Here is a 25487-nt window from a genome sequence, read left to right as displayed (position 1 = left end):
CCGCTCGAAGGCGAAAGTCCTAGGGTCCCCGGTGCTCACTGTGAGCCCTCTCGTTGACCGGCCGGATGCGAATGATCTGGCGCGCAGGTCGCACGAGATTCCCCAACGACTGCTCACGCACCCCCTCCATGAAACTCCTGTCCCGCAAGTTGGCCGTGATGGCCCTGGCCGTCGTCGGCATGGTGACCCTGCGCGCCGAAGCCGGCGTGGTGATTGCCGGCACGCGCGTGATCTTTCCCGGGCAGGAGCGGGAGGTCACCGTCCAGCTGACCAACGAAGGCGAGTCGCCCGCCCTGATCCAGACATGGATCGACCGGGGCGACCCGAACGAGCCGCCGGAGAAGATCGACGTGCCCTTCGTGCTGGCGCCTGCGATGTTTCGCCTTGATCCGAAGAAGGGGCAGACCCTGCGGCTGATCCGGCTCAAGGCACCCCTGGCGCAGGACAAGGAAAGCCTGTTCTGGCTGAACGTGCTGGAGGTGCCGCCGAAGGCCAAGGCGGGCCTGGATGCCAACCGGCTCCAGCTGGCCTATCGCACGCGCATCAAGGTGATGTCGCGCCCCGAGGGGTTGGCGGGGCAGGCGGAGGAGGCGCCTGCGCTGCTTCGATGGGCGCTGGTCCGCACCGCAGACGGCAAGGGCCAGGCGCTGAGGGCGAGCAATGCGACGCCCTATGTCGTGAACCTGGGAGGTGTTGCCTTGAAGTCGTCCGGCCAGGCGTTCGATGCGGGCGCCGGAGCCGTCAAGCCGGGTGAGTCGGCGTTGTTTGCGGTTCAGGGCTTCGATGCGCAGGCGAGCGCGGATGCCGAGGTCGAATACACCAGCATCAACGACTGGGGCGGTGACGTGCCAAACAGGCAGCCGTTGTCCAGCAGGGAAACACGTTGAGCCCGGCCTTGCCAACGATGAAAAAGATCCTCTTCAAGACGCTGCTGCTGGCGGCGTCCCTGGTCCCTTTCGAGGTGCGGGCGCAATGCAGCATGACGATGGATGTGGCGCCGCTCGTGTCGGAAATCAGCAATATCAGCAGGAGCAAGATCAACCCCAACGTCCCTGATGGCACGGTGATCGACTATGTGTTTTCCTTGTACTCCGGCGTGCAGGGCGGAACCAAGGTCATCTGCAGTGGTGGGCTGGGCATCTCTCCGAGAAATGGCATCGGGGCAACGGGGCCGTACAACACCTACAGGACGGCGATTCCAGGGATTGGACTGCGCTTCTCCCACGGTTCGAACAATCTGCCTGCGAACATGGTGGGTCCCTGGCCCTTGTCCGTCAATCACGGAACCCAAGGCTCCGTGTTTGTGTACGAGTACCCCAACATCCTGAAGATCGAGGTGGTAAAGATAGGAGAAATAAAGGCGGGGGGAACACTGTCGGGCGAAGTCGCCGCCGGGTATTTCAAGGGCACCTTCAAATACATCTCTTACGTCATCAAGCCGGCAGCCCAGATGCAATTGGCCATTCCCACATGCAAGGTGACGACACCTTCAGTCGGCGCGTTTCTGGGGAATGTCAGCGCGACTTCATTCACCGGCGTCGGCCAGACGTCACAGGCCGTGCCATTGAATATTTCGCTGACGTGTTCGAACGGCGCCGCCGGTGTGAACGGCAAGGTCTTCGTGACACTCACCGACCAGACCCGCCCGACCAACGTGTCGAACACCTTGTCGCTCAATGCGGCGTCCACCGCCCAGGGCGTCGGCATCCAGGTGCTCAATGGCACGAACGTGATCAGCTACGGGCCGGACTCCAATGTCGTGGGCAACAAGAACCAATGGCTGGCCGGGACGACGTCGAACGGGGTGTTCAACATTCCGTTGACGGCTCGCTATGTGCAGACGGACACGACCGTGAAGCCCGGAAGCGCCAACGGCCGTGCCACATTCACGATGAGCTATCAGTAGGCTGCGGGCCTTCGCGTCAGAAGCTCGCCTTCAAGCCCACCGTGAACATCCCGCCCTTGGCCTGCTTCGACAGCTTGCCGAAGTAGTCGTAGTCGGCCGTGATCGCGAGGTTCTGCGTCATGCGGTACTCGGCGCCGACACCGACCATCACACCCGTGCTGGTGCCCGAGAGGCGTTGGTTGGCCGGGGCCCAGTTGTTGTCGCCGGAGATGCGTCCGCGTGCCACGCCGAGGCGGCCGTTGAGGGCGAAGGCGTCGCTCAGCGGCATGCGGGCGGTGGCGGCGGCGTAGAAGACCTGGCCGGTGCCGGTCTGCAGCCGGGAGCCGCCGTAGGCCGAGGTCCATTGGCTCACGCCGCCGAGGCGGGCGTAGCCGGCTTCCACGCCGAAGTGTTCGGTCAGGCGGTAGCCGCCGTACAGCTTGTAGGACGTGCCGCTCTTGTTGGCCTTCTTGCCGTCCCATGGCACGGGCACGTGGTTCTTCGAGGACGACAGGCTGTAGCTGGAGCGGCCGATGGCGCCGCCGACATAGAACCCGGTGTCCTTGTCGAGACCGGCGGCGAAGGCGCCGACGGAGGCGGTGCCGAGCCAGAGGGCTGCGAGTGCGAGGCGGGTTTGCGTTTTCGTCAAGATGAAATCCTGTTGGTTGATTGATCGATTGAATGAATGCGTGGATGGGCGGCGTGTCGTTGTTCGCCTTGCCGCCACCGTGAGACGATTCTCAAAAACCAAGCTGAAGACGAGCTTCGCGTTTGCTGAAGGCCTCATGAAGGGCCCTTGCCATGGGCGATGATCGAGGCATGTCAGCTCAGCTTCTTCTTCCCGGAATCGATCCCCCGCCGCGGCCCCTGCCGCGGCCTCGCGGCACCCAGGCCCCTCGCAAGGCGCCGCTGCCGCACTCGCTTTTCTTCGCACTGCTTCCCACCCCGCAAGACGCCGAAACCATCGCCGCGCTCGGCGCGCGCATGAACTCCCAACACGCCCTGAAGGGCACGGTGGTCGAGGCGCCGCGCCTGCATGTCACGCTGTTCGACCTCGGCAACCACGACCAGGTGCCCGCCGACAAGGTGGCCCAGGCATCGACCGCCGCCGCTGCGGTGTCCGTGCCGGCGCTCGATGTCGTTTTCGAAAAATCCATGAGCTACGCCAAGGGCGCGCTGGTGCTGTGCGCCGACGACGAGGCCAACGTTGCGGCGTTGCGCGCGTTCAGGCAGCGCCTGGGCGAGGCGCTGGCCGATGTCGGCCTGAAGCCTTCGCGCACGTTCACGCCGCACATGACCGTCGCCTATGCGAGGCGCAAGCTCGAAAGGCACGCGCTCGAAGCGCCCGCCCCCTGGACCGCCCATTCGCTGGTGCTCATCGACAGCCACGTGGGCGAGGGCGTGCACGAGGTGCTGGGGCGCTGGCCCGCCGAGGTGGCCGCCTAAGCGCCTTCGTCGTCCGCAAAGGTATCGAACAGCAGCCCGCGCAGCCACTGGTTGCCCGGGTCACGGTGCACCTTCGCGTGCCAGAACAGGTTGATCGCGATCTGCGGCAGCGCCACCGGGTGCGGTCGCCAGACCAGGCCGAAGGGCTCGGCGATGCTGCGCGCCAGCCGCTCGGGCACGGTCGCGATCATTTCGCTCGACTGCAGGATGTGGCCGATGGCCACGAAGTGCGGCACCTTGAGCCGGATGCGGCGCTGGATGCCCTGCGCCGCCATCACGTCGTCGGCCTTGCCGTGGCCCGTGCCGGCGGCCTGCACCTGCACATGGTCGGCCGCGCTGAAGTCCTTCAGTGACACGCTGCGCTTGCGCGCCAGCGGGTGCGTGCCCGCGAACAGGCACACATAGCGCTGCAGGAACAGCCGGCGCTGGAACACGCCCGACTTGAGCTGCGGCAGCAGGCCGATGGCGATGTCGACATGGCCGGCCTCCAGGTCGTCGCGCAGGTGGGTCGCGGTGTTGTTGCGCAGCGTGCTGATAGTCACGCCCGGCGCGGCGGCCGAAAGCGTTTCCATGAGGCGCGGCGTGAAGTAGATCTCGCCGATGTCGGTCATGGCGAGCGTGAAGCTGCGCGTGCTCGTGGCGGGGTCGAACACCACCTGCTGGTTGAGCGCCGTGTGCAGCGCGCCCATGGCGTAGGCCACCGGCTCGGCCAGTTGCAGCGCGAAGGGCGTGGGCTCCATGCCGCGTGCGGTGCGCAGGAAAAGCTCGTCGCCCAGCAGCTTGCGCAGGCGCGCCAGCGCGTTGCTGATGGCGGGCTGCGACAGGCCCAGCGACTCGGCCACGGCCGACACGCGCTTCTCGGCCAGCATGCGGTCGAACACCAGCAGCAGGTTGAGGTCGATGTCCTTGAGTTGCATGGCGCACCTTTATTCATGCCGGTGATACAGCCGATTCACCAGATTCTATTGGTCAATCGGAAGAGGCCGCGCATCATCCGTGCCCAGAGACAAGCCGGCCCTGCCGCCGGCGCCAGAAAAAGAGAGCCCGACGATGGACCTGCACATTCACCCCCTTGCCCGCACCCTCGAGGTCCGCCCCGGCGCGAACCTGCTCGAGGTGCTGCGCGAGCACCAGGTGCCGGTGTCGTACAGCTGCATGTCGGGGCGCTGCGGCACCTGCCGCTGCAAGGTGGTGTCGGGCCAGCTGCTCGACGGCGGCCAGGACGCGATCCGGCCCGACGGGCAGGGCGAGCGCTACGTGCTGGCCTGCCAGAGCACGCTGACCGAAAGCTGCACCATCGAGATTCCCGAGCCCGACGAGGTGGTGGTGCACCCGGCGCGCGTGCTCAAGGCCACGGTCACGGGCATCGACGTGCTCACGCACGACATCCGCCGCCTGCGCCTCAAGCCCAACAAGCCGCTGGAGTTCTCGCCGGGCCAGTACGCGCAGCTGCAGTTCGGCCCCGAGCTGGCGCGCCCGTACTCGATGGCCGGGCTGAGCCGCGACGCGGAGCTTGAATTTCATGTGCGCCGCGTGCCGGGCGGGCGCGTCACGGCCCACATCTTCGAACAGCTGCGCGTGGGCGACACCGTGCGCGTGAGCGGCCCGCTGGGCACCGCCTACCTGCGCACCAAGCACCGCGGGCCGATGCTCTGCGCGGCGGGCGGCACGGGGCTCGCGCCCATCCTGTCAATCGTGCGCGGCGCGGTCGCGGCGGGGCTCATGCAGCCGATCCATCTCTACCTTGGCGTGCGTTCCGACGCCGACGTGTATGGCCTGCCGGAGCTGCGCGAATTGCAGGCGCAGCACCCGAGCCTGAAGGTGCACGTCGTGGTGGTCGCCGGCCCTGCGCGCGACGGCCAGCGGCTGGGGCTCATCACCGATGCGATCCGCGCCGACCTGCCCGTGGGGCTCGACGGCTGGCGCGCCTACCTGTGCGGCTCGCCGCCCATGGTGGAGGCCGCGAGCCGGCTGGTGCAGGCACACGGCCTGGCGCCCGAGCAGACGCATGCCGATGCCTTCTACCTGCAAGGCACCTGAAGAACCGAACAAGAGAAAAGGAGACCCGATGACCACGCCAGCCGTCTTCCCCATCGAACTGCACTGGGAGAGCGAGAAGACCAGCCGCATTCCCTTCATGGCCTACACCGACGAGGCGCTGCACAAGAAGGAGCTGCAGCGCTTCTTCTACGACAAGCACTGGTGCTATGTCGGCCTCGAAGCCGAGATCCCGAACCCGGGCGACTTCAAGCGCACCGCCATCGGCGAGCGCTCGGTCATCCTGTCGCGCGACGAAGAAGGCGCCATCCACGTGTTCGAGAACGTCTGCGCCCACCGCGGCATGCAGTTCTGCCGCGAACGCCACGGCAACAAGAAAGAGTTCGTCTGCCCGTACCACCAGTGGAACTACACGCTCAAGGGCGACCTGCAGGGCGTGCCGTTTCGCCGCGGCGTGAAGCAGGACGGCAAGGTGCACGGTGGCATGCCGCCTGACTTCAAGACCGAAGACCACGGCCTGAACAAGCTCAAGGTCGCGTCGCGCGGCGGCGTGGTGTTCGCGTCGTTCGACCACGACATCGAATCGTTCGAGGACTTTCTCGGCCCCGACATCCTTCATTACTTCGACCGCCTGTTCGACGGGCGCAAGCTCACCATCCTGGGCTACAGCCGCCAGCGCATTCCGGGCAACTGGAAGCTCATGCAGGAGAACATCAAGGACCCGTACCACCCGGGCCTGCTGCACACCTGGTTCGTGACCTTCGGGCTCTGGCGCGCCGACAACAAGTCGGAGCTGAAGATGGACGCGCGCGGGCGCCACGCCGCGATGATTTCCACGCGCGGCAGCGCCGGCAAGGCCGCGCAGGTGACGCAGGTGTCGAGCTTCAAGGAAAGCATGCAGCTGAAAGACCCGCGCTTTCTGGACATCGTGCCCGAGCCCTGGTGGGGCGGGCCGACGGCGGTGATGATGACGCTGTTCCCCAGCCTCATCCTGCAGCAGCAGGTCAACAGCGTGTCGACGCGCCACATCCAGCCCGTGGGCCACGACGCCTTCGATTTCGTGTGGACGCATTTCGGCTTCGAGGACGACACGCCCGAGATGACACAGCGCCGCCTGCGCCAGGCCAACCTGTTCGGGCCGGCCGGCTTCGTGTCGGCCGACGACGGCGAGGTGATCGAGTTCTCGCAGGAAGGCTTCGAGCAGAAGCCCTACCACCGCACGCTGGCCGAACTCGGCGGGCGCGAGGTGGAGAACACCGACCACATGGTGACCGAGACGCTGATCCGCGGCATGTACCGCTACTGGCGCGAAGTGATGGAGGCCGCATGAGCACGCTCGACACCGCCGCCTACCTCGACCTGTCGCGCCTGTATGCGGCCTACGCGCACGCCGTCGATTCGGGCGACTGGGACCTGTGGCCCGCGTTCTTCACCGAAGCGTGCAGCTACCGCCTGCAGCCGCGCGAGAACCACGAACGCGGCCTGCCGCTGGCCACGCTCTCGTTCGAAAGCCGGGGCATGCTCGAAGACCGCGTCTACGGCATCAAGGAGACGCTGTTCCACGACCCGTACTATCAGCGCCACGTGGTGGGCCTGCCGCTGGTGCACCGCGTCGATGCCGACGGCACCATCCACAGCGAGGCCAACTACGCGGTGTTCCGCACCAAGCTCGACGGGCCGTCGACCGTGTTCAATGTCGGGCGCTACATCGACAAGGTCGTGCAGACCCCTGAAGGGCTGAAGTTCGCGTCGCGCCTGTGCGTGTTCGACAGCGAAATGATCCCGAACTCCATCATTTACCCAATCTGAAACGCAGCCATGCCAGAAAAAGAACCAGAGACCCACGGTGCCCCGTTGCGCCGCTTCACCGACCCGGCCTACGTGCCGCTGTGTGCCAACCTCGCTGAAGTGCGAGAGAACATCGACCGGCTCGATCGCCAGATCGTCGCGCTGCTGGCCGAGCGCGGCCGCTACGTGAAGGACGCCGCGCGCTTCAAGCGCGACGCCTTCCAGGTGTCGGCGCCGCAGCGCCAGCAGGAAGTGATCGACAAGGTGAAGGCGCTCGCCGAGAAGGAGGGCGCCTACCCCGAGGTGGTCGAGGCGGCCTACCGCGCGCTCATCGCGGGCTTCATTGCGCGCGAGCAGCAGGACCACCGGGGCATGGTCGACGTGGAGGTGCAGCCATGACGCGCGCACGCCTCTTCGTCGCCTTCACCGCCGTGGCCCTGGCCGCGGCTGCCCACGCGCAGGAGTGGCCGCAACGCCCTGTGCGCATCGTGGTGCCGTTCGCGGCGGGCTCGTCGCCCGACATCCTGGCGCGCATCGTCAACGACAAGCTCGCGGCGCGCATCGGCCAGCCGCTGATCGTCGAGAACAAGCCCGGCGCGGGCGGCAACAGCGGCACCGATTCGGTCTCGAAGGCGCAGCCCGACGGCTACACCTTCCTGCTGTCGGTGAATGCGCCGCTGGTCTACAACACCATCCTCTACAAGAACCTGCCGTACGACCCGTTCAAGGACCTCGTGCCCGTGTCGCTGGCCGCGACCACGCCGAACGTCTGCGCGGTCTCCAATTCGATGGGCGTCGATTCGGTCAAGGGCTGGCTCGCCGCGATGAAGAAGAACCCCGGCAAGTTCAACTTCGCCTCGACCGGCAACGGCTCGATCTCGCACCTGGGCGTGGAGCTCATCAAGGCCAAGACGCAGTCGTTCGCGGTGCACATTCCGTACGCGTCGTCGGGCCAGGCCGTCACGGCCATCGTGCAAGGCGACGTGCAGTACGCCTGCCTGCCGCCGGTCACGATGATGCCGCAGGCCAGGGCCGGCCGCCTGAAGGCGCTGGCCGTCACCTCGGCCGAGCGCTCGGCGCTGCTGCCCGACCTGCCCACGCTGCGCGAATCGGGCCTGCCCGACATCCAGGCCGTGCCGTGGTTCGCCTATATGGCGCCCAAGGGCACGCCGAGCGATGTGGTGCAGCGCATGAGCCGCGAGATTGCTGCGGCGCTGAAAGATCCCGACACGGTCAAGCGCCTGCAGACCGCGTACTTCGACCCCGTGGGCAGCACGCCCGAAGGCCTGTCGAAGTTCATGGACGAGGAACTGCGCCGCTGGAAGCCGGTGATCGACCGCGCCGGCCTCAAGCCAGATTGAGAAAAGGGAGCACACGATGAGCACGATGACCTGGGTCGACGCCGCGGCGGTCGACGACGTTCCCGCCGACGACGTGGTCGGCATCGAGGTGCAGGGGCGCGACATCGCGCTGTACGGCACCGACGACGGCATCCACGCCACCGACAACATCTGCACGCACGGCCATGCGCGGCTGTGCGACGGTTTTCTCGAAGGCCACGAGATCGAATGCCCGCTGCACCAGGGCCGCTTCGACGTGCGCAGCGGCAAGGCCATGTGCGCGCCGCTCACGGAAGACCTGCGCACCTACCCAGTGAAGATCGAGGGCGGGCGGGTGTTCCTGGCGTTCGAAGGCTGAACTGTTCTGCCTGCGGCGAGGCCGATCTGTCTCTGTTCGCGCCCGACCGGTTGGCGACAATCGAGGCCCGTTTTCTTGGACATCCGATGACAGAACCACACAGCCGCGACCAGATCGCCGACCTGATTGCCGCCGAACTGGGCCACCGCTTCGACGGCGAGATCCTGGCCGGCGGCCACTACGTGCCGCTGGTGCGCGACGGCCGCACCGTTTATCTCAGCGGCCAGGTGCCGCGCGTGGGCACCACGGTGGTCGTCACCGGCCGCGTGGGCGATGCCGTGTCGCTCGACACCGCGCGCGAAGGCGCGCAGATCTGTGCGCTGCGCAGCCTCGCGCTGCTGCGCCGGGCGCTTGGCTCGCTCGATGCGGTCGAGAAGGTGCTGCGCGTGGGCGTGTTCGTGCAGTGCACGGCCGACTTCACGCAGCAAAGCGAGGTGGCCGATGCCGCGTCCGACCTGCTGCACCGCGTGTTCGGCGAAGCCGGCGTGCATGTGCGCACGGCGGTCGGCGTCTATGCGTTGCCGAAGAACGCGACGGTCGAGGTCGAGATGACGGTCGCCACGACCCACGCCGCCTGACCTAGGAGCGCTCGCGGCGCGCGGGTTCGCTGCGGTGCAGGTGCACCGCCAGCGTGTCGCGTGGCGGGCGCACCGCGCATTGCGCCAGCAGCCGGCCGGCTTCGCCCCGGTGGTAGCCGTTGTGCGTCACGACGTGGGCCAGCATCTCCTCGCGCGTCATCCGGCCCTTGTCGCTGTCGGTGAACACGAAGGGCAGCGACTCGGCCAGCAGCGCCGGCGTGAGCGTGTCCAGGTAGGCGAGGTACCAGCGGTCGGACTCGGCCACGGCCGCGCGCAGGTCGGCCAGCGTGGGCGTCTCGGGCGTGTTGTCGTCGGTGAAGCCGTGCGGCGTGCCGGTGAGGTGGCCCGCGAAGATCCGGTTCACCACGTGGGCATGGTTGACCACGCGGATCGCGGCATGCCGGGCGTCGGCGTGCTGCACGGGGTCGAGGCTGGCCATGCGGTCCAGCAGCTCGTCGTTGGCCCACGCGTGGTACTGGAACAGCGTGCGCAGCAGGGGTGGGGCGCTCATGTCGGGTGTCCTTGTCATCGGGGAACCCGGATGTTCGCGGCAGGCGCGGCGCCTGTCCACCCGAAACAGGATCAGCGCTCGCCGAGCATCCAGCGCGTGCGGTCGCCACGCCCCGGCAGGTGCAGTGCGGCGGTGGCCGCGGGCGTCTCGGCCAGCAGCCGGCCCTTGCGGAACACCTTGAGCCGCGTCGCGCGCAGGCGGATGGCCTCGACCGGGTCGCGCGCCTGCAGCAGCACGAAGCTGGCGTCGCAGCCGGCTTCCAGGCCGTAGCCGTCCAGGTGCATCACGCGCGCCGCGCGCGTGGTCACGGCCTCGAAGCACTGGTGGATGCCGGCCTGGCCGGTCATCTGGGCCACGTGCAGGCCCATGTGGGCCACCTCGAGCATGTCGCCCGAGCCCATGCCGTACCACGGGTCCATCACGCAGTCGTGGCCGAAGGCGACGTTCACGCCGGCGGCCAGCAGCTCGGGCACGCGCGTCATGCCGCGGCGCTTGGGGTAGCTGTCGTGGCGGCCCTGCAGCGTGATGTTGATGAGCGGGTTCGACACCACGCTCACGCCGCTTTCTGCGATGAGCGGCAGCAGCTTGCTCACGTAGTAGTTGTCCATCGAGTGCATCGAGGTGCAGTGCGAGCCCGTCACGCGGCCCTGCAGGCCCAGGCGCAGCGTCTCGGCGGCCAGGGTCTCGATGTGGCGCGAGAGCGGGTCGTCCGACTCGTCGCAGTGCATGTCGACCAGCTTGCCGCGCTCGGCGGCCAGCTCGCACAGCAGCTTCACGCTGGCCGCGCCGTCGGCCATGGTGCGCTCGAAATGCGGAATGCCGCCGACCACGTCCACGCCCTTGTCGAGCGCGCGCGTGAGGTTGTCGACGCCGCCCGGCGAGCGCAGCACGCCATCTTGCGGAAAGGCCACCAGCTGCAGGTCGATGTAGGGCGCCACCTGGCGCTTCACCTCGAGCAGCGCATCGACTGCGAGCAGGCTGGGGTCGCTCGTGTCCACGTGCGAGCGGATCGCCAGCAGGCCCTTGGCCACGGCCCAGTCGCAGTAGGCGACCGCGCGTTCGATGAGCGCATCGGCCGTGAGCAGCGGCTTGAGCTCGCCCCACAGCGCGATGCCTTCGAGCAGCGTGCCGCTCTGGTTGACGCGCGGCTGGCCGTAGCTCAGCGTGGCGTCCATGTGGAAATGCGGGTCGACGAAATGCGGCGCGAGCAGCAGGCCCTGGGCGTCGAGCGTTTCATGCGCGGGCGCGGCGAGGCCAGGCATGACCTCGGCGATGCGGCCGTCCTGCACGGCGACCGACATGCCGGTGCGGCCGTCGGGGAGGGTGGCGTTGGTGATGAGGAGGTCGAGCATCGGTGGGGTGTTTTTTTCTAAAGGGCGCTCAGCGCGTGCGCTGCGCGCGGAAGCGGTATTGCCCTGCGGCCGGCCCGACCTCGATGGTCACGCGGCGCAGCTTGTCGTCGTGGCCCGAGTCGGCCTTGGCCGTCACCACGATGCCGCGCGGCGTGGCGCGGCAGGTGAGTTCGCTCAGGGAGATTTCCGCGTGGTCGTTGTCGAGCTCGGCGATGGCGGTCGTGTGCACGGCGTACAGGCTGTAGCTGCGGTCGGCCTCGCCGCGCGCCATCCACTGCACGTAGAGGAACGACTGCGCGAAGGCTTCGGCATGGATCACGCGGTAGGTGCCGTGGTGGTCGGGGCCCCAGGTGCCGCAGGTCTGCACCCAGGTGACGGCATCGTGGGTGGCGAAGCGCTCGGGGCCGTAGTCGGCGCCGAGTGCATGGGCGCCGCTGCCGGCCAGGGCGAGCAGCGCGGTGGCCAGCAGGCGACAAAGGCGGGGCCGCGTCATCGGCATGTCAGCGTTCTCCCTTGCGATAGGGTTTCATCAGTGCCTGCGGGTAGCTGGCCTTGCGCGCCACCAGCACCAGCGCCAGGATCGACAGCAGGTAGGGCAGCATCAGGTACAGCTGGTAAGGCAGCACGGCATCGCCCGATTGTTGCAGCCGCAGCTGCAGCGCGTCGAAGAACGCGAACAGCAACGCGCCGAGCAGGGCCTTGCCGGGCCGCCACGACGCGAACACCACCAGCGCCACGCAGATCCAGCCGCGGCCGTTCACCATGTTGAAGAAGAAGGCGTTGAAAGCCGACAGCGTGAGGAACGCGCCCGCCACGCCCATCAGCGCCGAGCCCGCGACGATGGCGCCAGTGCGCGTGGCCGCGACCGACACGCCCTGGCTCTCGGCCGCCTGCGGGTTCTCGCCCACCATGCGCAGCGCCAGGCCCAGCGGCGTGCGGTACAGCACCCAGGCCACGGCCGGCACCAGCAGCAGCGCGAACAGCGTGAGCGCGGTCTGCGCGCCGAGGATGGGCACGGGCAGCCAGTCCATCGGCGCGAAGGGCGTGATGGTCGGCGGCGTGTTCACCTTCGGAAAGCTCACGCGGTAGCCGAAGTAGCTCAGCGCCGTGGCCAAGAGCGTGATGCCCAGCCCCGAGACGTGCTGCGACAGCGCGAGCCCGACGGTCAAGAAGGCATGCAGCAATCCGAACACCATGCCCGTGAGCGCGGCCACGCCGACGCCGGCCCACAGCGGCGCGCCGGCATACACCGCGAGCCAGCCGGTGAAGGCGCCCGCGACCATGATCCCCTCGATGCCGAGGTTGAGCACGCCCGCGCGCTCGCACAGCAGCACGCCGAGCGTGCCCAGGATGAGCGGCGTGGCGATGCGCAGCACCGCGACCCAGAAGGCGGGGTTGGAAAGAATGTCGAGCAGGTCGGTCATTTCGTCACCCGCACGCGGTACTGCGTGAGCAGCGTGGCCACCAGCACCGCGATCAGCGAGGCCGCGACGATCACGTCGGCGATGTAGGTCGGCACGCCCACGGCGCGGCTCATGGTGTCGGCACCGACCAGCACGCCGGCCACGAACACGCCGGCGGCGATCACGCCCAGCGGATGCAGCCCGGCGAGCATCGCGATCACGATGCCGGTGTAGCCGTAGCCCGGCGACATGTCGAGCGTGACGTAGCTCGTGCGGCCCGCCACCTCGATGGCGCCGGCCAGCCCGGCCAGCGCACCCGAGAGCAGCGCCACCATCACCACGGTGCGCGTCACCGGCACGCCGGCGAAGGCGGCGGCGCGCGCATTCGCGCCCACGGCGCGGATGTCGAAGCCCAGCACCGTGTACTTGAAGATCGCCCACACGATCACCGCGAGCGACACGGCCCACAGCAGCCCGGTGTGCACGCGCGTCTGGGCGATGAGCTTGCCCAGCTCGAGGTCGGATTGCAGCGACACGCTCTGCGGCCAGCCCATCGCCGTCGGGTCTTTCATCGGCCCGTCGAGCAGCGCCGACACGCCGAGCAGCACGATGAAGTTGATGAGCAGCGTGGTCACGACCTCGTCGACGCCGAGCTTGTTCTTCATGAGCGCCGGGCCGAGCAGCATCAGCGCGCCGGCCACTGCGGCGGCCAGCATCATCAGCGGGAACAGCACCCACGGCGACAGTTCGAAGCCCGTGCCGCCGTGCATGCCGCCCACGGCCACGGCAGCGAGCGCGCCCGCGAACAGCTGCCCCTCGGCGCCGATGTTGAAGAGCCGCGCCTTGAACGCGACCGTTGCGGCCAGGCCGGTGAGGATCAGCGGAATCGCCCGCGTCAGCGTCTCGCTCCATGCGAACACCGAGCCGAAGCCGCCCTGCAGCAGCAGCGCGTAGGTGCGCCCGACCGGCGCGCCGGCCCAGCGCACGAGCAGCGCGCTCACCAGCAGCGTGAACACGACCGCGCCGATGGGGGCCAGCACCAGCGCGGCGCGCGAGCTTTCGTGGCGTCGTTCGAGGCGCATCATGCGGCGGCTCCCGGGCGTTGCGGCGCGGTGGCGCCGGCCATCGCCAGGCCGATGGCCTCGCGTGTCCAGGCCGCGGCCGGGCGCGCTTCGCCGAGGTGGCCGCCGTGCATCACGGCCACGCGGTCGCCGAGTGCGAGCACTTCGTCGAGGTCGTCCGAAATCACCAGCACCGCCGCGCCGGCATCGCGCGCGGCAATGAGCTGCTGCTGCACGTAGGCGACGGCGCCGATGTCCAGGCCCCAGGTCGGCTGGTGCGCCACGATGAGGCGCGGCGCGCGGTTCGGGTATTTCTTGTTGTCGGTGTCTTGTTCCACTTGCTCGGGCGCCAGCAGCGCCCGCCCCAGGATCAGTTTCTGCATGTTGCCGCCCGAGAGCGAACGGGCCGGCGACATCAGGCCGGCGCCGCGCACGTCGAAGGCTTTCTCGATGCGCCGGGCGTGCAGCCGCGCGGCGGCACGCCGGACGATGAACGACCAGCGCGAAAAGACAGGGCTGCGCAGCCGCTCGGACACGGCGTTCTCCCACACCGGCAGGTCGCCGACCACGCCGACCGCGTGCCGGTCTTCGGGGATGCGCGCCACGCCGCGCTGCACCAGCCGGGCGGGCGAGGGCGGCAGCGCGCGGCCCATGAACTGCGCGCTGCCGGAGACGGCGCGGCGCGTGCCGCTCAGCAGCTCGGCCAGCGCGACCTGGCCGTTGCCCGAAACGCCGGCAATGGCGGTGATTTCCCCCGCGCGCAGCGTGAGCGACACCTCGCGCAGGCGGTCCTGCCCGCCGTCCTTGGCGGACGCGGTGCTCACGTGGTCGAGCACGCACACCGCGTCGCCCACCGATTTCGCGGGCCGGCGCTGCGGCGCCTCGACCGCATGGCCGACCATCCACAGCGCGAGCTGCGCCTGCGTGGTGTCGGCGGTGCGTGCCTCGGCCACGAGCTTGCCGCCGCGCAGCACCGCGATGCGCTGCGACACGCGCAGCACCTCGCCGAGCTTGTGGCTGATGAAGATGACCGACAGGCCCTGCGCCACCATCTGCGCGAGCGTGGCGAACAGCGCCTCACTCTCCTGCGGCGTGAGCACGGCGGTCGGTTCGTCGAGGATCAGGATGCGCGCCCCGCGGTACAGCGCCTTGAGGATTTCGACGCGCTGGCGCTCGCCCACCGAGAGGCTGCCGATCGTCGCGTCGGGCTGCACCGGCAGGCCGAAGCGCTGCGCCACCTCGAGCAGCCGCGCACGGGCCGCCGCACGGCGTGAGACCGGGCGCCACAGCGGCTCGGTGCCCATCGTCACGTTGTCGAGCACGCTGAGGTTGTCGGCCAGCGTGAAGTGCTGGTGCACCATGCCCACCCCGGCGGCCAGCGCAGCCTTGGGGTTGCCGGGCGGCAGGGGCGAGCCGAAGACTTCGATGCGGCCTTCGTCGGCGACATAGTGGCCGAACAGGATCGACATCAGCGTCGACTTGCCGGCGCCGTTCTCGCCCAGCAGCGCGAGCACTTCGCCGGCCTGCAGTTCGAGGGAGATGGCGTCGTTGGCCACGAGCGGGCCGAAGCGCTTGGTGATGCCCTGGAGGCGGAGCACGGTGGGGTTCATGGGCAGACAGGTGGCGACGACAGGTCGCGGCAGAAATTCTCGATAGCCCGCGCGGAGGCAGCGGGCGAGGCCTGCAGCAGACCGTGGGGGCCGTCGAGCTGCACCAGGTGCAACGCCGACAGCCCGCGCTGAATGGCGGCCACCGCGCGGCGCGGCACCACGCGGTCCTGCAGCGCCTGCAAATACATCGCGGGCACGCCGACCCGCGGTAGTTTGTCGCGCACGTCGACACGCTGCACTTCCTTCATGCGGTGGGTCATGACCGCGACCGACACCTGCTTCAGCGAAGCCTGGAGCATGTCCGACAGCTGCGGCGACGCCGAGCTGCCCAGCAGCAGGTGCCGCATCGGCGCGCGCATGAGCTTCGAATGCAGCAGGCGCATCGACAGGTCGAGCAGGCCCGCGCGCATCAGCGCCAGGCCGGGTGCGGGCCGGCGCGCGAAGCTGCAGCACAGGATGAGGCCGCGCAACCCCGGCGGGCGCGAGGCCGCGAGGGAAATGGCCAGCGGCCCGGAAAACGATTCGCCGAGCAGCACGAACGGCTGCTGCGTCGGCAGTTGCGCACGCACCAGCGGCTCGAGCTCGCCGTAGCCCAGCACCTGGCGGCCCGGGTAGCGCACGACGTCGATGGCGGTCTGCGGCCCCAGGGCCTGCACCAGTGGCGCGAAGAGATCGCCGGTGCCGTCCATGCCCGGCAGCAACACAAGGCGAGGCAGGCGCCCGGGCGCCACCGTCACTTCCACGCGGCCAGGAAGGCCAGCATGACCTTGGCCGAGTTGTCGGCCGCGATGCTCATGAAGGTGCCCATCTCGTTCTCGCCGTCGCCGCCGCCCGCGAGGTCGCTGAGCGAGCGGAAGGCGATGTAAGGCACGCCGTTGCTGTAGGCGACCATGCCCACGGCGGCGGTTTCCATGTCGAGCACGTTGGCCTGGAAGGTCTTGTAGGTGTATTCGCGGTACGCCTTGTTGTCCATGAAGGCCTGGCCTGACACGCCGTTGCCGCCCACCACCAGCTGCGGCTTGCGCGGCAGGCATTTGCCGGCGCCGCAGTTCGCCAGGTCGACGTTGCGGATGCTGCGCGCCACTTCGAGCATCTTCGGATCGGCCGCGAACCAGAACTTGCGCTCGATGCCCGGCTTGGCGGCCGAGCGCACCTCGACCGGGCGCGGGAAGTTCATGCCGAAGTTGGGCAGCGTGGCGTCGTTGATGAAGGGCGGTGCGCTGTACGTGCCGGGCGCGGTCTCGCGCGCCATGAGCACCTCGAGGTACTGGCCCCACTGGGCCGGCACCGTCACGTCGCCCACGTGCAGCGACGGGTTCACGCCGCCCGCGATGCCGCTGAACACGATGCCGGTGATGCGAAAGCGGTTGAGCACGAGCTGCGTGTTCATGGTCGCGTTCGTCATGCTGATGCCCGAGAGGAACAGCACCACGGGCTTGCCTTCGAGCGTGCCGGTGGTGAATTCGACGCCGTTCACGCTGTGCTTGCTCGGACCTTGCAGGCGCGTCAGCAGCAGCTTCAGCTCGGGCTCGAAGGCCGAGATCACGGCCAGGCGCGGCGTGTCGTCCAGCCGCGTGCTGCTGTTGATGCTGGCGCCGGTGCCCTTGTAGACGCCGACGCAGCCCGACAGGCCCACGGCCAGCACGCCGGCCGCGAGGAGGGAACGCCAGCGGACCGTCGTCATCGGCTGTTTCACTTGGCCGTCGACTTGGGTTGTGCGTCGTCCACCTTCACGGTGAACTTGCCGGCCAGGATGTCGGCCTGCTTCGCCTTCACCTTGGCCACGACGTCGGCCGGCACCTTCTTCTCGAAGGTGCCCAGCGGCGCGAGTTCGGAGCCCTTGTGCTTCATGTGCGAGTACACGCCGTAGTCCTCGGCGGCGAACTTGCCTTCCTTCACCAGCTTGATCGCGCGGTCGGCCGAGGGCTCGAAGTTCCACAGCGCCGAGGCCACCACCGTGTCGGGGTACTGGGCCTGCGTGTCGATCACGTTGCCGATGGCGAGCTTGCCCTTTTCCTTGGCCGCGTCCGACACGCCGAAGCGCTCGGCGTACATGATGTCGGCGCCCTTGTCGATCATCGCGAAGGCCGCTTCCTTGGCCTTCGGCGGGTCGAACCAGCTGTTGATGAAGCTCACGCTGAACTCCACCTTCGGGTTCGTTTCCTTCGCGCCCGCCATGAACGCGTTCATGAGCCGGTTCACCTCGGGAATCGGGAAACCGCCGACCATGCCGATGCGGTTGCTCTTGGTCATGCCGCCCGCGACCATGCCGCTGAGGTAGGCCGGCTCCTGGATGTAGTTGTCGAACACCGAGAAATTGGGCGCCTGCGGCTTCAGCGACGAGCCCATGAGGAACGCCACCTTGGGAAAGTCTTTCGCGACCTTGCGCGCCGCCGCTTCCACCCCGAACACCTCGCCCAGGATCAGCTGGTTGCCGCCCGTGGCGTACTCGCGCATCACGCGCTCGTAGTCGGCGTTGCTCACGTTCTCGGTGGCCTTGTATTCGATCTCCCCCCGCGCCTCGGCCGCCTTCAGCGCCTTGTGGATGCGGCCCACCCATTGCTGCTCGAAAGGCACCGTGTACACGGCAGCCACCTTGAGCTTGGCCTGCGCGAGCGCAAGGCCCGGGGCGCCCGCCGCAAGCGCTGCGGCAACGGCGATGGAACGAACGATCAACTGACGGCGTGCTGTCACGGTCTTCTCCTCGATTGAAATAAAAGAACCACCCTGCAATCCCCATGCCCACCCCACCAAACAGAGCCGGCCGCTCGCGGCAGGCTCCCTTCCAGCAAACACCGAGGAACCGGCTTTGCCGGGCCTCAGGTGTTGCCCCCGGTAGGGGGTTGGCGAAGCGACACGAAGTGCGCGAAGCCTGGGGGCGAGCCTACTTCGTGCCGAAGATGCGGTCGCCGGCGTCGCCCAAGCCCGGCAGGATGTAGCCGTGGCTGTCCAGCTCGCGGTCGATCGCGGCGGTGTAGATCGGCACGTCCGGGTGCGCCTTCTGCATCGTGGCCACGCCTTCGGGGCAGGTCAGCAGGCAGACGAACTTGATCGACTTGGGGTTGAGTTCCTTCAACCGCTCGACCGCGGCCACGGCCGAGTTGCCGGTGGCCAGCATCGGGTCGACCACGATCACGTCGCGGTTCTCCATCTCGCCGGGCATCTTGAAGTAGTACTCGACGGCCGTGAGCGTCTTGGGGTCGCGGTACAGGCCGATGTGGCCGACGCGCGCGCCCGGCACCACCGTGAGCATGCCGTCCAGGATGCCGGTGCCGGCGCGCAGGATCGACACCAGCACCACCTTCTTGCCGTCGATGACCTTGGCCTGCATGGTCTCCAGCGGGGTCTCGACCTCGATATCCTGCATCGGCATGTCGCGCGTGACCTCGTAGGCCATCAGCATGCTGATTTCGTTCAAGAGCCGGCGAAAGCTGTTGGTGGAGGCGTCCTTGCGGCGCATCAGCGTGAGCTTGTGCTGGACGAGGGGGTGGTCGACGAGGTGGACGTTGCTCATTGGAGTCTTCTTTTGGTGTGCTGTTGCGGAAAAACAGGAGAGTCTAAAAGACTAGAAGACGGTGCCGTCGCTCTCGATCTGCAGCGGTGGCGCACCGTTTCGCAAGCGCTGTGCCAGCACCCGGCCCGCGGCCCAGGTGCCGCCTTCGAGCACGCAGGCCAGGGGCAGCTCTTCCTCGGTGCGGTCGAGCACCTTGCGCACGCGCGGGGCGATTTCGTCGAGCAGCGCCACGGTGAGGGCGCGCCATTCGACGATGAATTCGTCACTCGCCTTCCAGCGGCGGGTGAGAAAGGCCGCCTCGCGCGGCACGATCACGCCGCTGTCGATCAGCAAGCCGCCGTTGCGGTACTCGGGCAGGGCGGTGAGCGCGTCGAGGTGGCGCACCTTCACGCCGGCCCATTCAAAAGGTTCGAGCAGCGAGTACGTGAGCCACTGCGACAGCTTGTGGAACGGCATCCAGCCGTTGGTGAGCCCGGGGCCGGTGACGGCGCTGTGGCGCCAGCAGTCGCCCAGCGCGAAGGCCGGGTCGCCGGAGCCGATGCCGCCCGCGTTGTCGCTGCCGTCGGCCGCCAGACTGTCGATGGCGTTGGCCGAGGGCCAGATGTGGGAGAGGGTGTCGAGCAGCAGCGACAGGATCTGGTGCGCCGTGATCTCGGCCGTGGGCGGCGAGGCCGCGCCCAGCGGGGCCACGAGCGCATCGAAAAGGCCGGCGGGCCGGCCGTCATCGCCGAAGGTCTCGGGCTGCTCGCTCATGGCCTCGCCCAGCCGGCGCAGCAGCACCGCGCGCCCGGCCAGGCCGACCAGCGGATTGACCTCGCTCACCTGGAAGGCGTCGCCCAGGCGCTCGGTCACGAGGCCGCGCAGGCCGGCTGCGTCGGCCTGCAGCGGGTGGTTCGGGTCGGACGAGAACAGCCCGCTGGTGAACGCATGGAAGCACGCCACGCCCAGCCCTTCGGAGCGCGTGAAGCGCAGGCCGGTGGCCGGTTCGGTGTAGTGCCAGGTCGGGCCGGCGCCGGCGTCGAGCAGCACGCTCACCAGCGTGAGGTCGATGTGGGCGCGGGCGCGCTGGCGGGCGTCGATGCCCTTGCCGAGCAGCGCGTCGAGCTGCAGGCGGCGGTCGACGCCGCCGGCCTCGAAGTGGCGCCAGCGGCTGTGGTACGGGATGGTGTCCCAGGGGTAGCGCTCGCGCGTGACCTCGGCCACGGTGCGCGCCGCGTCTTCGAGCGCGTCGTCGCTGCCGATGCGGAACCACTGCGACTCGCCGCGGCGCGCGCGCGCCAGCAGGGCGCCCGCGCGCTGGCGGATGGCGGTGGTGGTGCGCAGCAGGCTGGCGGCGCCGGCCGGGTGCCCGGTGTCGGGCGTGAATTCGATCGACGGGTCGACATTGCCCGCGCCGCCGGGGCGCAGGCTGCCGGAACCGTCGGCGGGCAGGTCGATGTCGGTGCTTCGGCTCATTCGCTCAATCCCCGGCCCTTGGCCTTTTTCAGTTCCTCTGCGTCCGGCACCGGGCCGGGCGTGAAATAGCCGGCCGCCATCTTGGCGTCCATCTCGACGCGGGCGTCGGCCGGGATCAGTGCGTCGGGAATGTTCACGCGCTCGCCGATCTCGATGCCCGAGCCGGTGATGGCGTCGAACTTCATGTTGCTCATCGACACGAGGCGGTGGATCTTCTTGATGCCCAGCCAGTGGAAGACGTCGGGCATCAGCTCCTGGAAGCGCATGTCCTGCACGCCGGCCACGCACTCGGTGCGCGCGAAATACTGGTCGGCCGTGTCGCCGCCCACCTGGCGCTTGCGGGCGTTGTAGACGAGGAACTTGGTCACCTCGCCGAGCGCGCGGCCTTCCTTGCGCGAGTAGGCGATGAGCCCCACGCCGCCGCGCTGCGCGCCCTGGATGCATTCTTCGATGGCGTGCGTGAGGTAGGGGCGGCAGGTGCAGATGTCGGAGCCGAACACGTCGGAGCCGTTGCACTCGTCGTGGATGCGCGCGGTGAGTTCCACGTCGGGGTTGGCCAGGTCGCGCGGGTTGCCGAAGATGTACAGCGTCTGCCCGCCGATGGGCGGCAAGAACACCTCGAGGTCGGAGCGCGTGACCAGCTCGGGGTACATGCCACCGGTCTCTTCGAAGAGTGTGCGGCGCAGGTCGGTTTCGGAGCAGCCGAAGCGGCGCGCCACCTCGGGCAGGTACCACACGGGTTCGATGGCCGCCTTGGTCACCATGGCCGCACCGCCCGTGGTGAGGAAATGGCCGTCGGCCTTCAGGCGCCCGCTTTGCAGCGCCTCGATCACCTCGGGCAGGATCACGTGGGCCTTGGTGATCGCGATGGTCGGGCGGATGTCGTAGCCGGCCGCGAGTTCGGCGGAAAACACGTCGGCCACCAGCGCGCCCCAGGGGTCGAGCGAGACGATGCGCCCCGGCTCGCTCCACTGCGGATAGGGGCCGATGACGTCGGTGGGCGCGGTGTTGGTGAGGTCGGCCTTGTGTTCGCGCTTCAGGGCGCCGGCCGCCACGGCGAGTGCGCGGTACACGCTGTACGAGCCGCTGTGCGTGCCGATCACGTTGCGGTGTGCTCGCTTGGTGGTCGTGCCGACCACGGGGCCACGCTCGACAGCGGTGGCCGCGCTCCAATGGATGGGCAGGGCGCCAAAGCCGCCGGCATGCGAGGTCAGGCGGATGTGGCCGGTCGAGGACGAGGGATGAAGCGGAGGGTTCTGCGTCGGGCTCGCGCCAGTCGCTGTCGGCAAGGCGGAAGGGATCGCGGTACTGTCTGCGGACATTTGAGGCCCTCAAAAAATGCAATGTACCGAGCACTTGTGCGGCTGGCAAGCGAGGGCCCGCGCGGCCTGGCCGCACTGGCTTTCAGGCAGGCGACGAGCGCAGGCCGTAGGTCTTGCCGTGCACGAACAGGTACTCGGCGCGCAGCACCGCGTCGCCTTTCTCTCCCGTGAAGGTGAAGCCGAGCACCGCCACCGGCGTGCCGGGCTTGATCTCCTCGACGCCCCAGGCCTGCAGCCGCGTGAGCGGGGCCAGCTCGATCTGCCACTTGCGGTCGCGCCGCGTCGGCAGCTGCGCCTTGGCCAGCAGCGCCGCGCCGTCGACCGTGGCGCTTTGCTTCGGCAGGGGCCGCTGCTTCAGGTCGGGCGGCAGCGCGAGGTTCTCGGGCAGCTCGATCTCCAGCTCGCCGTGCGGATTGCGCCAGCTCACCTTGGTGGCGCGGCCTTCCAGGTACAGCGGGCGCTCCTGGTCAAAACTGCTCCAGCCGTGGTGGGCCCAGGCGGGCAGGGCCAGTGCGATCGAACCGGTCACGAACATGCGTCGATGCAGCATCGCGTTCTCCTTGGTCAGACATAGGCAATCCAGCGCCCGCAGATGATGACAGCGAGCCAAAACCCCAAGGACAGGAGGCATTGAAACCTGGCGAACGCGCTCTGCCCGCCGAGGTCGCCGCGCAGGTGGAACCAGGCGGCGTTGAGGCCGGCCAGCAGGATCAGCAGCAGCTTGACGCGAAAGGCCGTGTTGCTCAGCAACTCGCCCGGCTGGCTGGCGAACATGGTCAGGCCGGTCAGCGCGCACAGGCCGAAGCCCAGCAGGGCGGGGCGCAGCGTGAGGCGCGCCAGCAGCGGCGCCAGCAGCTCGCGGGCCAGGCCGAGGGCGCGCAGCTCGAACACCAGCAGGCCGCCGAACAGCAGCGCGATGCCCACGATGTGCGCCGCCTCCAGCGCCGGGTAGGCCCAGGGGTGCGAGACGAGTCCGGCCAGCATCGGGGCAGCTTAGCGCAAGCCCCGCCGTGGGGGCGCGGCACAATCCCTTGCAATCTTTTTCCACCAGGCTGTAACCGGCCGGCCCGATGGCACGAAACACCGTAGGCAGCAGGACGACACCGAGCGACGCGGAAGCGGCCTTGCGCCGCCTGTTCCTTCGCGGCCTCGATGGCGACGCCGGCGCGTACCGCGAGTTCCTGCAGAAATTGAGTGCGCACCTGCGCGCTTTTCTGGGCAAGCGCCTGTTCGGCTGGCCCGATGAAGTGGAAGACCTCGTCCAGGAATGCCTGCTCGCCATGCACAACCAGCGCCACACCTACCAGAGCGACCAGCCGCTGACGGCCTGGGTGCATGCCATTGCGCGCTACAAGATGATCGACCTGCTGCGCGCCAAGTCGGTCCGCGAAGACCTGCATGACCCGCTGGACGACGACCTCGCCGTGTTCGCCGATTCCGCCACCGACGCCAGCGATGCGAAGCGCGACCTCGGCGGCCTGCTGCAGACCCTGCCCGAACGCCAGCGCCTGCCCATCGTGCACGTGAAGATCGAAGGCCTCTCGGTGGCCGAGACGGCCAGCCTCACGGGCATGTCGGAGTCGGCGGTGAAGGTCGGCATCCACCGGGGCCTGAAGGCCCTGGCCGCGAAGTTCGGGGGAGGCGCCGCGCCATGAAGACCGACGACCTCGTGAACCTGCTGGCCGCCGGCGAGGTGGCGGTGCCGCGGCGCAGCGCCAGCGGGCGCATCGGGCTGGCGGTGCTGGCCGCGCTGCCGCTGTCCTTCGTGATCCTGTTCGGCGAGTACGGGCTGCGGCCCGACCTGGTGCAGGCGATGTTCTGGCCGATGTTCTGGGTCAAGGTGCTGTTTCCGCTGTGCATCGCGGCGGCGGCCTTCGTGACGGTGCAGCGGCTGGCCCGGCCCGGCGTGCGGGTGCGCCACGCGTGGTGGGGCGGGGTGCTGCCGGTGCTGGGGATCTGGGGGCTGGCGGCGTTCGTCTGGTTCTCGGTGCCGATCGAGGCGCGCATGCCCTCGCTGATGGGCCAGTCGTGGCGCATCTGCGCCCTGAGCATCGGCTTCATGGCGCTGCCGGTGTTCGCGGCCACCTTCGTGGCATTGCGGGGGCTGGCACCGACGCGGCCCGCGCTGGCCGGGGCCGCGGCCGGTGCGCTGGCCGGCGGTGTGGGCGCGTCGGTCTACGCGCTGCATTGCATGGAGTTGACCGCGCCGTTCCTCGCGGTCTGGTACGTGAGCGGGATCGCCGTGCCGGTGCTGCTGGGCGCGGTGCTGGGACCGCGCCTGCTGCGCTGGTAGCGGCGCTGCTTCAGCGCTTCTTGCTGCCGAAGATCCCGCCCAGCACGCCGCGCAGGATCTCCTTGCCCACCGACGTGCCCATGGTGCGCACCGCCGACTTGGCCATGGTCTGCACAAGGCCGTCGCGCTTGCCGCCGCGCGGGCCGGTGCTGCCGAAGAGCATGTCGTTGAGCATGCCGCCCATGCCGGACGATTCTTCCGCGGCGGCCCCGCCCTTGGCGCCGGCGGCCGGCGCATCGGGCGCGCTCTCGGCGCGGCCCTTGAGCTTTTCGTAGGCCGATTCACGGTCGACCGTCTTCTCGTACACGCCCGCCACCAGCGAACCCGCGATCAGCGCCTTGCGCTGCTCGGGCGTGATCGGGCCGAGCTGGCTGCCCGGCGGCAGCACGTACACGCGCTCGGTGATGCTGGGGCGGCCCTTGGCGTCCAGGAAGCTCACCAGCGCCTCGCCCACGGCGAGTTCGGTGATGGCGGTCTCGATGTCCAGGCCGGGCTTCTGGCGCATGGTGCTGGCGGCGGCCTTCACGGCCTTCTGGTCGCGCGGCGTGAACGCACGCAGCGCGTGCTGCACGCGGTTGCCGAGCTGGGCCAGCACCGAATCGGGAATGTCCAGCGGGTTTTGCGTGACGAAATACACGCCGACGCCCTTGGAGCGCACCAGCCGCACCACGAGTTCGATGCGTTCGACCAGCGCCTTGGGCGCTTCGTTGAACAGCAGGTGGGCCTCGTCGAAGAAGAAGGCCAGCTTCGGCTTCTCGGGGTCGCCGATTTCGGGCAGCTGCTCGAACAGCTCCGACAGCATCCACAGCAGGAAGGTGGCGTACAGGCGCGGCGAGTTCATGAGCTTGTCGGCCGCCAGGATGTTCACCACCCCCTTGCCGCCCACCGTCTGCATGAAGTCGGTGATGTTGAGCATCGGCTCGCCGAAGAACTTGTCGCCGCCCTGGGTCTCGATCTGCAGCAGGCCGCGCTGGATCGCGCCCACGCTGGCGGCGCTGATGTTGCCGTACTCGGTGGTGAACTGGCTCGCGTTCTCGCCCACGTACTGCAGCATGGCGCGCAGGTCTTTCAGGTCGAGCAGCAGCATGCCGCTGTCGTCGGCGATCTTGAACACCAGGTTCAGCACCCCGGCCTGGGTTTCGTTCACGTCGAGCATGCGGCCCAGAAGCAGCGGGCCCATGTCGGAGATGGTGGCGCGCACCGGATGGCCCTGTTCGCCGAACACGTCCCACAGCGTGACGGGGCAGGCAGCGGGCTCGGGCACGTCGATGCCGCGTTCCTTGAGCGTGGCGGCCAGCTTTTCGCCGACGGCGCCTTTCTGGCTGATGCCGGTCAGGTCGCCCTTGACGTCGGCCATGAACACCGGCACGCCGATGTTCGACAGCTGTTCGGCGATGGTCTGGAGCGTGACGGTCTTGCCGGTGCCGGTGGCGCCGGTGATCAGGCCGTGGCGGTTGGCAAGGCCGGGCAGGAGGGTGCACTCGATGGTGTCGTGGCGTGCGATCAGAAGGGGGTCGGCCATGGGGCGCTCCGGGTCGTATCGAAGCGCGCAGTCTAATCAACCGCCACTCCT

Annotated in this window: 29 protein-coding genes; 12 read left to right on the top strand and 17 right to left on the bottom strand. The window is 68.6% G+C overall.

From position 1 onward, the window contains the following. Window positions 1-128 precede the first annotated feature (128 nt). Both AC07OH_RS07390 and AC07OH_RS07385 read left to right on the top strand, forming a co-directional pair. Window positions 129-887, top strand: a complete 759-nt coding sequence (locus tag AC07OH_RS07390; RefSeq protein WP_495300141.1) for a fimbrial biogenesis chaperone — start codon at window positions 129-131, stop codon at window positions 885-887. A gap of 17 nt (window positions 888-904) precedes the next feature. Next, on the top strand, window positions 905-1906 hold the full coding sequence (locus AC07OH_RS07385) for a fimbrial protein (protein ID WP_495300140.1): 1002 nt from the start codon (window positions 905-907) through the stop codon (window positions 1904-1906). A 16-nt stretch (window positions 1907-1922) separates the two neighbouring features. Here AC07OH_RS07385 and AC07OH_RS07380 read toward each other — a convergent pair whose 3' ends face one another. Further along, a complete protein-coding gene (locus tag AC07OH_RS07380) occupies window positions 1923-2534 on the bottom strand; it encodes a porin family protein (protein ID WP_495300139.1) in 612 nt (203 codons plus the stop codon). Window positions 2535-2869: 335 nt separating this feature from the next. Here AC07OH_RS07380 and AC07OH_RS07375 point away from each other — a divergent pair, with 335 nt between their 5' ends. Then, the gene (locus tag AC07OH_RS07375; RefSeq protein WP_495300138.1) at window positions 2870-3331 is read left to right on the top strand and encodes a 2'-5' RNA ligase family protein; all 462 of its coding nucleotides are present in this window, start codon (window positions 2870-2872) and stop codon (window positions 3329-3331) included. Here AC07OH_RS07375 and AC07OH_RS07370 read toward each other — a convergent pair. Continuing rightward, window positions 3328-4248: a LysR family transcriptional regulator gene (locus AC07OH_RS07370; RefSeq protein ID WP_495300137.1), complete on the bottom strand. Its 921-nt coding sequence runs from the start codon at window positions 4246-4248 to the stop codon at window positions 3328-3330. The genes AC07OH_RS07375 and AC07OH_RS07370 overlap by 4 nt on opposite strands. Before the next feature lie 133 nt (window positions 4249-4381). Between AC07OH_RS07370 and AC07OH_RS07365 the strand changes: the two genes are divergently transcribed. The 7 genes from AC07OH_RS07365 to AC07OH_RS07335 all read left to right on the top strand — a co-directional run bounded on the left by AC07OH_RS07365 (window position 4382) and on the right by AC07OH_RS07335 (window position 9393). Next, window positions 4382-5371, top strand: a complete 990-nt coding sequence (locus AC07OH_RS07365) for a 2Fe-2S iron-sulfur cluster-binding protein (RefSeq protein WP_495300136.1) — start codon at window positions 4382-4384, stop codon at window positions 5369-5371. 28 nt (window positions 5372-5399) lie between these two features. Then, window positions 5400-6659 (top strand): aromatic ring-hydroxylating dioxygenase subunit alpha, encoded by a 1260-nt coding sequence (locus AC07OH_RS07360; RefSeq protein WP_495262517.1) that lies wholly within the window; start codon window positions 5400-5402, stop codon window positions 6657-6659. After that, window positions 6656-7138 carry an aromatic-ring-hydroxylating dioxygenase subunit beta gene (locus AC07OH_RS07355; protein WP_495300135.1) on the top strand — a complete coding sequence of 161 codons (483 nt, stop codon included), beginning with the start codon at window positions 6656-6658 and terminating at the stop codon, window positions 7136-7138. Before AC07OH_RS07360 ends, AC07OH_RS07355 begins: the two co-directional genes overlap by 4 nt. 9 nt (window positions 7139-7147) lie before the next feature. After that, window positions 7148-7516, top strand: coding sequence for a chorismate mutase (locus AC07OH_RS07350; RefSeq protein ID WP_062477800.1), 369 nt, complete (start codon window positions 7148-7150; stop codon window positions 7514-7516). Beyond that, the gene (locus AC07OH_RS07345) at window positions 7513-8478 is read left to right on the top strand and encodes a Bug family tripartite tricarboxylate transporter substrate binding protein (RefSeq protein WP_495300134.1); all 966 of its coding nucleotides are present in this window, start codon (window positions 7513-7515) and stop codon (window positions 8476-8478) included. Before AC07OH_RS07350 ends, AC07OH_RS07345 begins: the two co-directional genes overlap by 4 nt. A 16-nt stretch (window positions 8479-8494) precedes the next feature. Beyond that, window positions 8495-8815 (top strand): non-heme iron oxygenase ferredoxin subunit, encoded by a 321-nt coding sequence (locus AC07OH_RS07340; protein WP_056580656.1) that lies wholly within the window; start codon window positions 8495-8497, stop codon window positions 8813-8815. Window positions 8816-8901: 86 nt separating this feature from the next. After that, on the top strand, window positions 8902-9393 hold the full coding sequence (locus tag AC07OH_RS07335) for a RidA family protein (protein ID WP_062477794.1): 492 nt from the start codon (window positions 8902-8904) through the stop codon (window positions 9391-9393). Window position 9394: 1 nt separating this feature from the next. On the opposite strand, the gene AC07OH_RS07330 is transcribed toward AC07OH_RS07335, so the two are convergent. The 14 genes from AC07OH_RS07330 to AC07OH_RS07265 form a co-directional block, all read right to left on the bottom strand. Next, on the bottom strand, window positions 9395-9904 hold the full coding sequence (locus AC07OH_RS07330) for a DinB family protein (protein ID WP_495300133.1): 510 nt from the start codon (window positions 9902-9904) through the stop codon (window positions 9395-9397). A gap of 71 nt (window positions 9905-9975) precedes the next feature. Further along, the gene (locus AC07OH_RS07325; protein ID WP_495300132.1) at window positions 9976-11256 is read right to left on the bottom strand and encodes an amidohydrolase family protein; all 1281 of its coding nucleotides are present in this window, start codon (window positions 11254-11256) and stop codon (window positions 9976-9978) included. 28 nt (window positions 11257-11284) lie between these two features. After that, entirely contained in the window at window positions 11285-11749 is a 465-nt protein-coding gene (locus AC07OH_RS07320) for a hypothetical protein (protein ID WP_369646986.1), read from the bottom strand. Window positions 11750-11756: 7 nt separating this feature from the next. Beyond that, the gene (locus AC07OH_RS07315; RefSeq protein ID WP_062477785.1) at window positions 11757-12680 is read right to left on the bottom strand and encodes an ABC transporter permease; all 924 of its coding nucleotides are present in this window, start codon (window positions 12678-12680) and stop codon (window positions 11757-11759) included. Then, a complete protein-coding gene (locus AC07OH_RS07310) occupies window positions 12677-13741 on the bottom strand; it encodes an ABC transporter permease (protein WP_390349899.1) in 1065 nt (354 codons plus the stop codon). The genes AC07OH_RS07315 and AC07OH_RS07310 overlap by 4 nt, the downstream gene beginning before the upstream one ends. Next, entirely contained in the window at window positions 13741-15330 is a 1590-nt protein-coding gene (locus AC07OH_RS07305) for an ABC transporter ATP-binding protein (RefSeq protein WP_495300131.1), read from the bottom strand. Before AC07OH_RS07305 ends, AC07OH_RS07310 begins: the two co-directional genes overlap by 1 nt. After that, window positions 15327-16073 carry an alpha/beta fold hydrolase gene (locus tag AC07OH_RS07300; protein WP_495300130.1) on the bottom strand — a complete coding sequence of 249 codons (747 nt, stop codon included), beginning with the start codon at window positions 16071-16073 and terminating at the stop codon, window positions 15327-15329. Before AC07OH_RS07300 ends, AC07OH_RS07305 begins: the two co-directional genes overlap by 4 nt. After that, window positions 16064-17014 (bottom strand): 5'-methylthioadenosine/S-adenosylhomocysteine nucleosidase, encoded by a 951-nt coding sequence (locus AC07OH_RS07295; RefSeq protein WP_495300129.1) that lies wholly within the window; start codon window positions 17012-17014, stop codon window positions 16064-16066. The genes AC07OH_RS07300 and AC07OH_RS07295 overlap by 10 nt, the downstream gene beginning before the upstream one ends. Window positions 17015-17022: 8 nt before the next feature. Further along, on the bottom strand, window positions 17023-18024 hold the full coding sequence (locus AC07OH_RS07290) for a BMP family protein (RefSeq protein WP_056582550.1): 1002 nt from the start codon (window positions 18022-18024) through the stop codon (window positions 17023-17025). Between the two features lie 190 nt (window positions 18025-18214). Beyond that, window positions 18215-18844 carry a uracil phosphoribosyltransferase gene (gene upp / locus AC07OH_RS07285; RefSeq protein WP_307635808.1) on the bottom strand — a complete coding sequence of 210 codons (630 nt, stop codon included), beginning with the start codon at window positions 18842-18844 and terminating at the stop codon, window positions 18215-18217. Window positions 18845-18895: 51 nt separating this feature from the next. Then, complete coding sequence (locus AC07OH_RS07280) at window positions 18896-20299, bottom strand: URC4/urg3 family protein (protein WP_495300128.1); 1404 nt, start codon at window positions 20297-20299, stop codon at window positions 18896-18898. Beyond that, window positions 20296-21621, bottom strand: a complete 1326-nt coding sequence (locus AC07OH_RS07275) for a GTP cyclohydrolase II (RefSeq protein WP_489056718.1) — start codon at window positions 21619-21621, stop codon at window positions 20296-20298. The genes AC07OH_RS07280 and AC07OH_RS07275 overlap by 4 nt, the downstream gene beginning before the upstream one ends. Window positions 21622-21703: 82 nt before the next feature. Continuing rightward, window positions 21704-22171 carry a DUF6152 family protein gene (locus AC07OH_RS07270; protein WP_070060744.1) on the bottom strand — a complete coding sequence of 156 codons (468 nt, stop codon included), beginning with the start codon at window positions 22169-22171 and terminating at the stop codon, window positions 21704-21706. A gap of 14 nt (window positions 22172-22185) precedes the next feature. Next, entirely contained in the window at window positions 22186-22605 is a 420-nt protein-coding gene (locus AC07OH_RS07265; RefSeq protein ID WP_495300127.1) for a hypothetical protein, read from the bottom strand. Between the two features lie 86 nt (window positions 22606-22691). Here AC07OH_RS07265 and AC07OH_RS07260 point away from each other — a divergent pair, with 86 nt between their 5' ends. Next, window positions 22692-23276 carry a sigma-70 family RNA polymerase sigma factor gene (locus AC07OH_RS07260; protein WP_495300126.1) on the top strand — a complete coding sequence of 195 codons (585 nt, stop codon included), beginning with the start codon at window positions 22692-22694 and terminating at the stop codon, window positions 23274-23276. After that, the gene (locus AC07OH_RS07255) at window positions 23273-23914 is read left to right on the top strand and encodes an NrsF family protein (RefSeq protein WP_495300125.1); all 642 of its coding nucleotides are present in this window, start codon (window positions 23273-23275) and stop codon (window positions 23912-23914) included. The genes AC07OH_RS07260 and AC07OH_RS07255 overlap by 4 nt, the downstream gene beginning before the upstream one ends. 10 nt (window positions 23915-23924) lie before the next feature. On the opposite strand, the gene AC07OH_RS07250 is transcribed toward AC07OH_RS07255, so the two are convergent. Next, on the bottom strand, window positions 23925-25436 hold the full coding sequence (locus AC07OH_RS07250) for a helicase HerA-like C-terminal domain-containing protein (RefSeq protein ID WP_495300124.1): 1512 nt from the start codon (window positions 25434-25436) through the stop codon (window positions 23925-23927). Window positions 25437-25487: the final 51 nt, after the last annotated feature.

This window comes from Variovorax sp. GW821-FHT10C12 (assembly GCF_059415405.1).
Note: the sequence above shows the minus strand (reverse complement) of the source record. Positions and strands in the feature narration are given on the sequence as shown.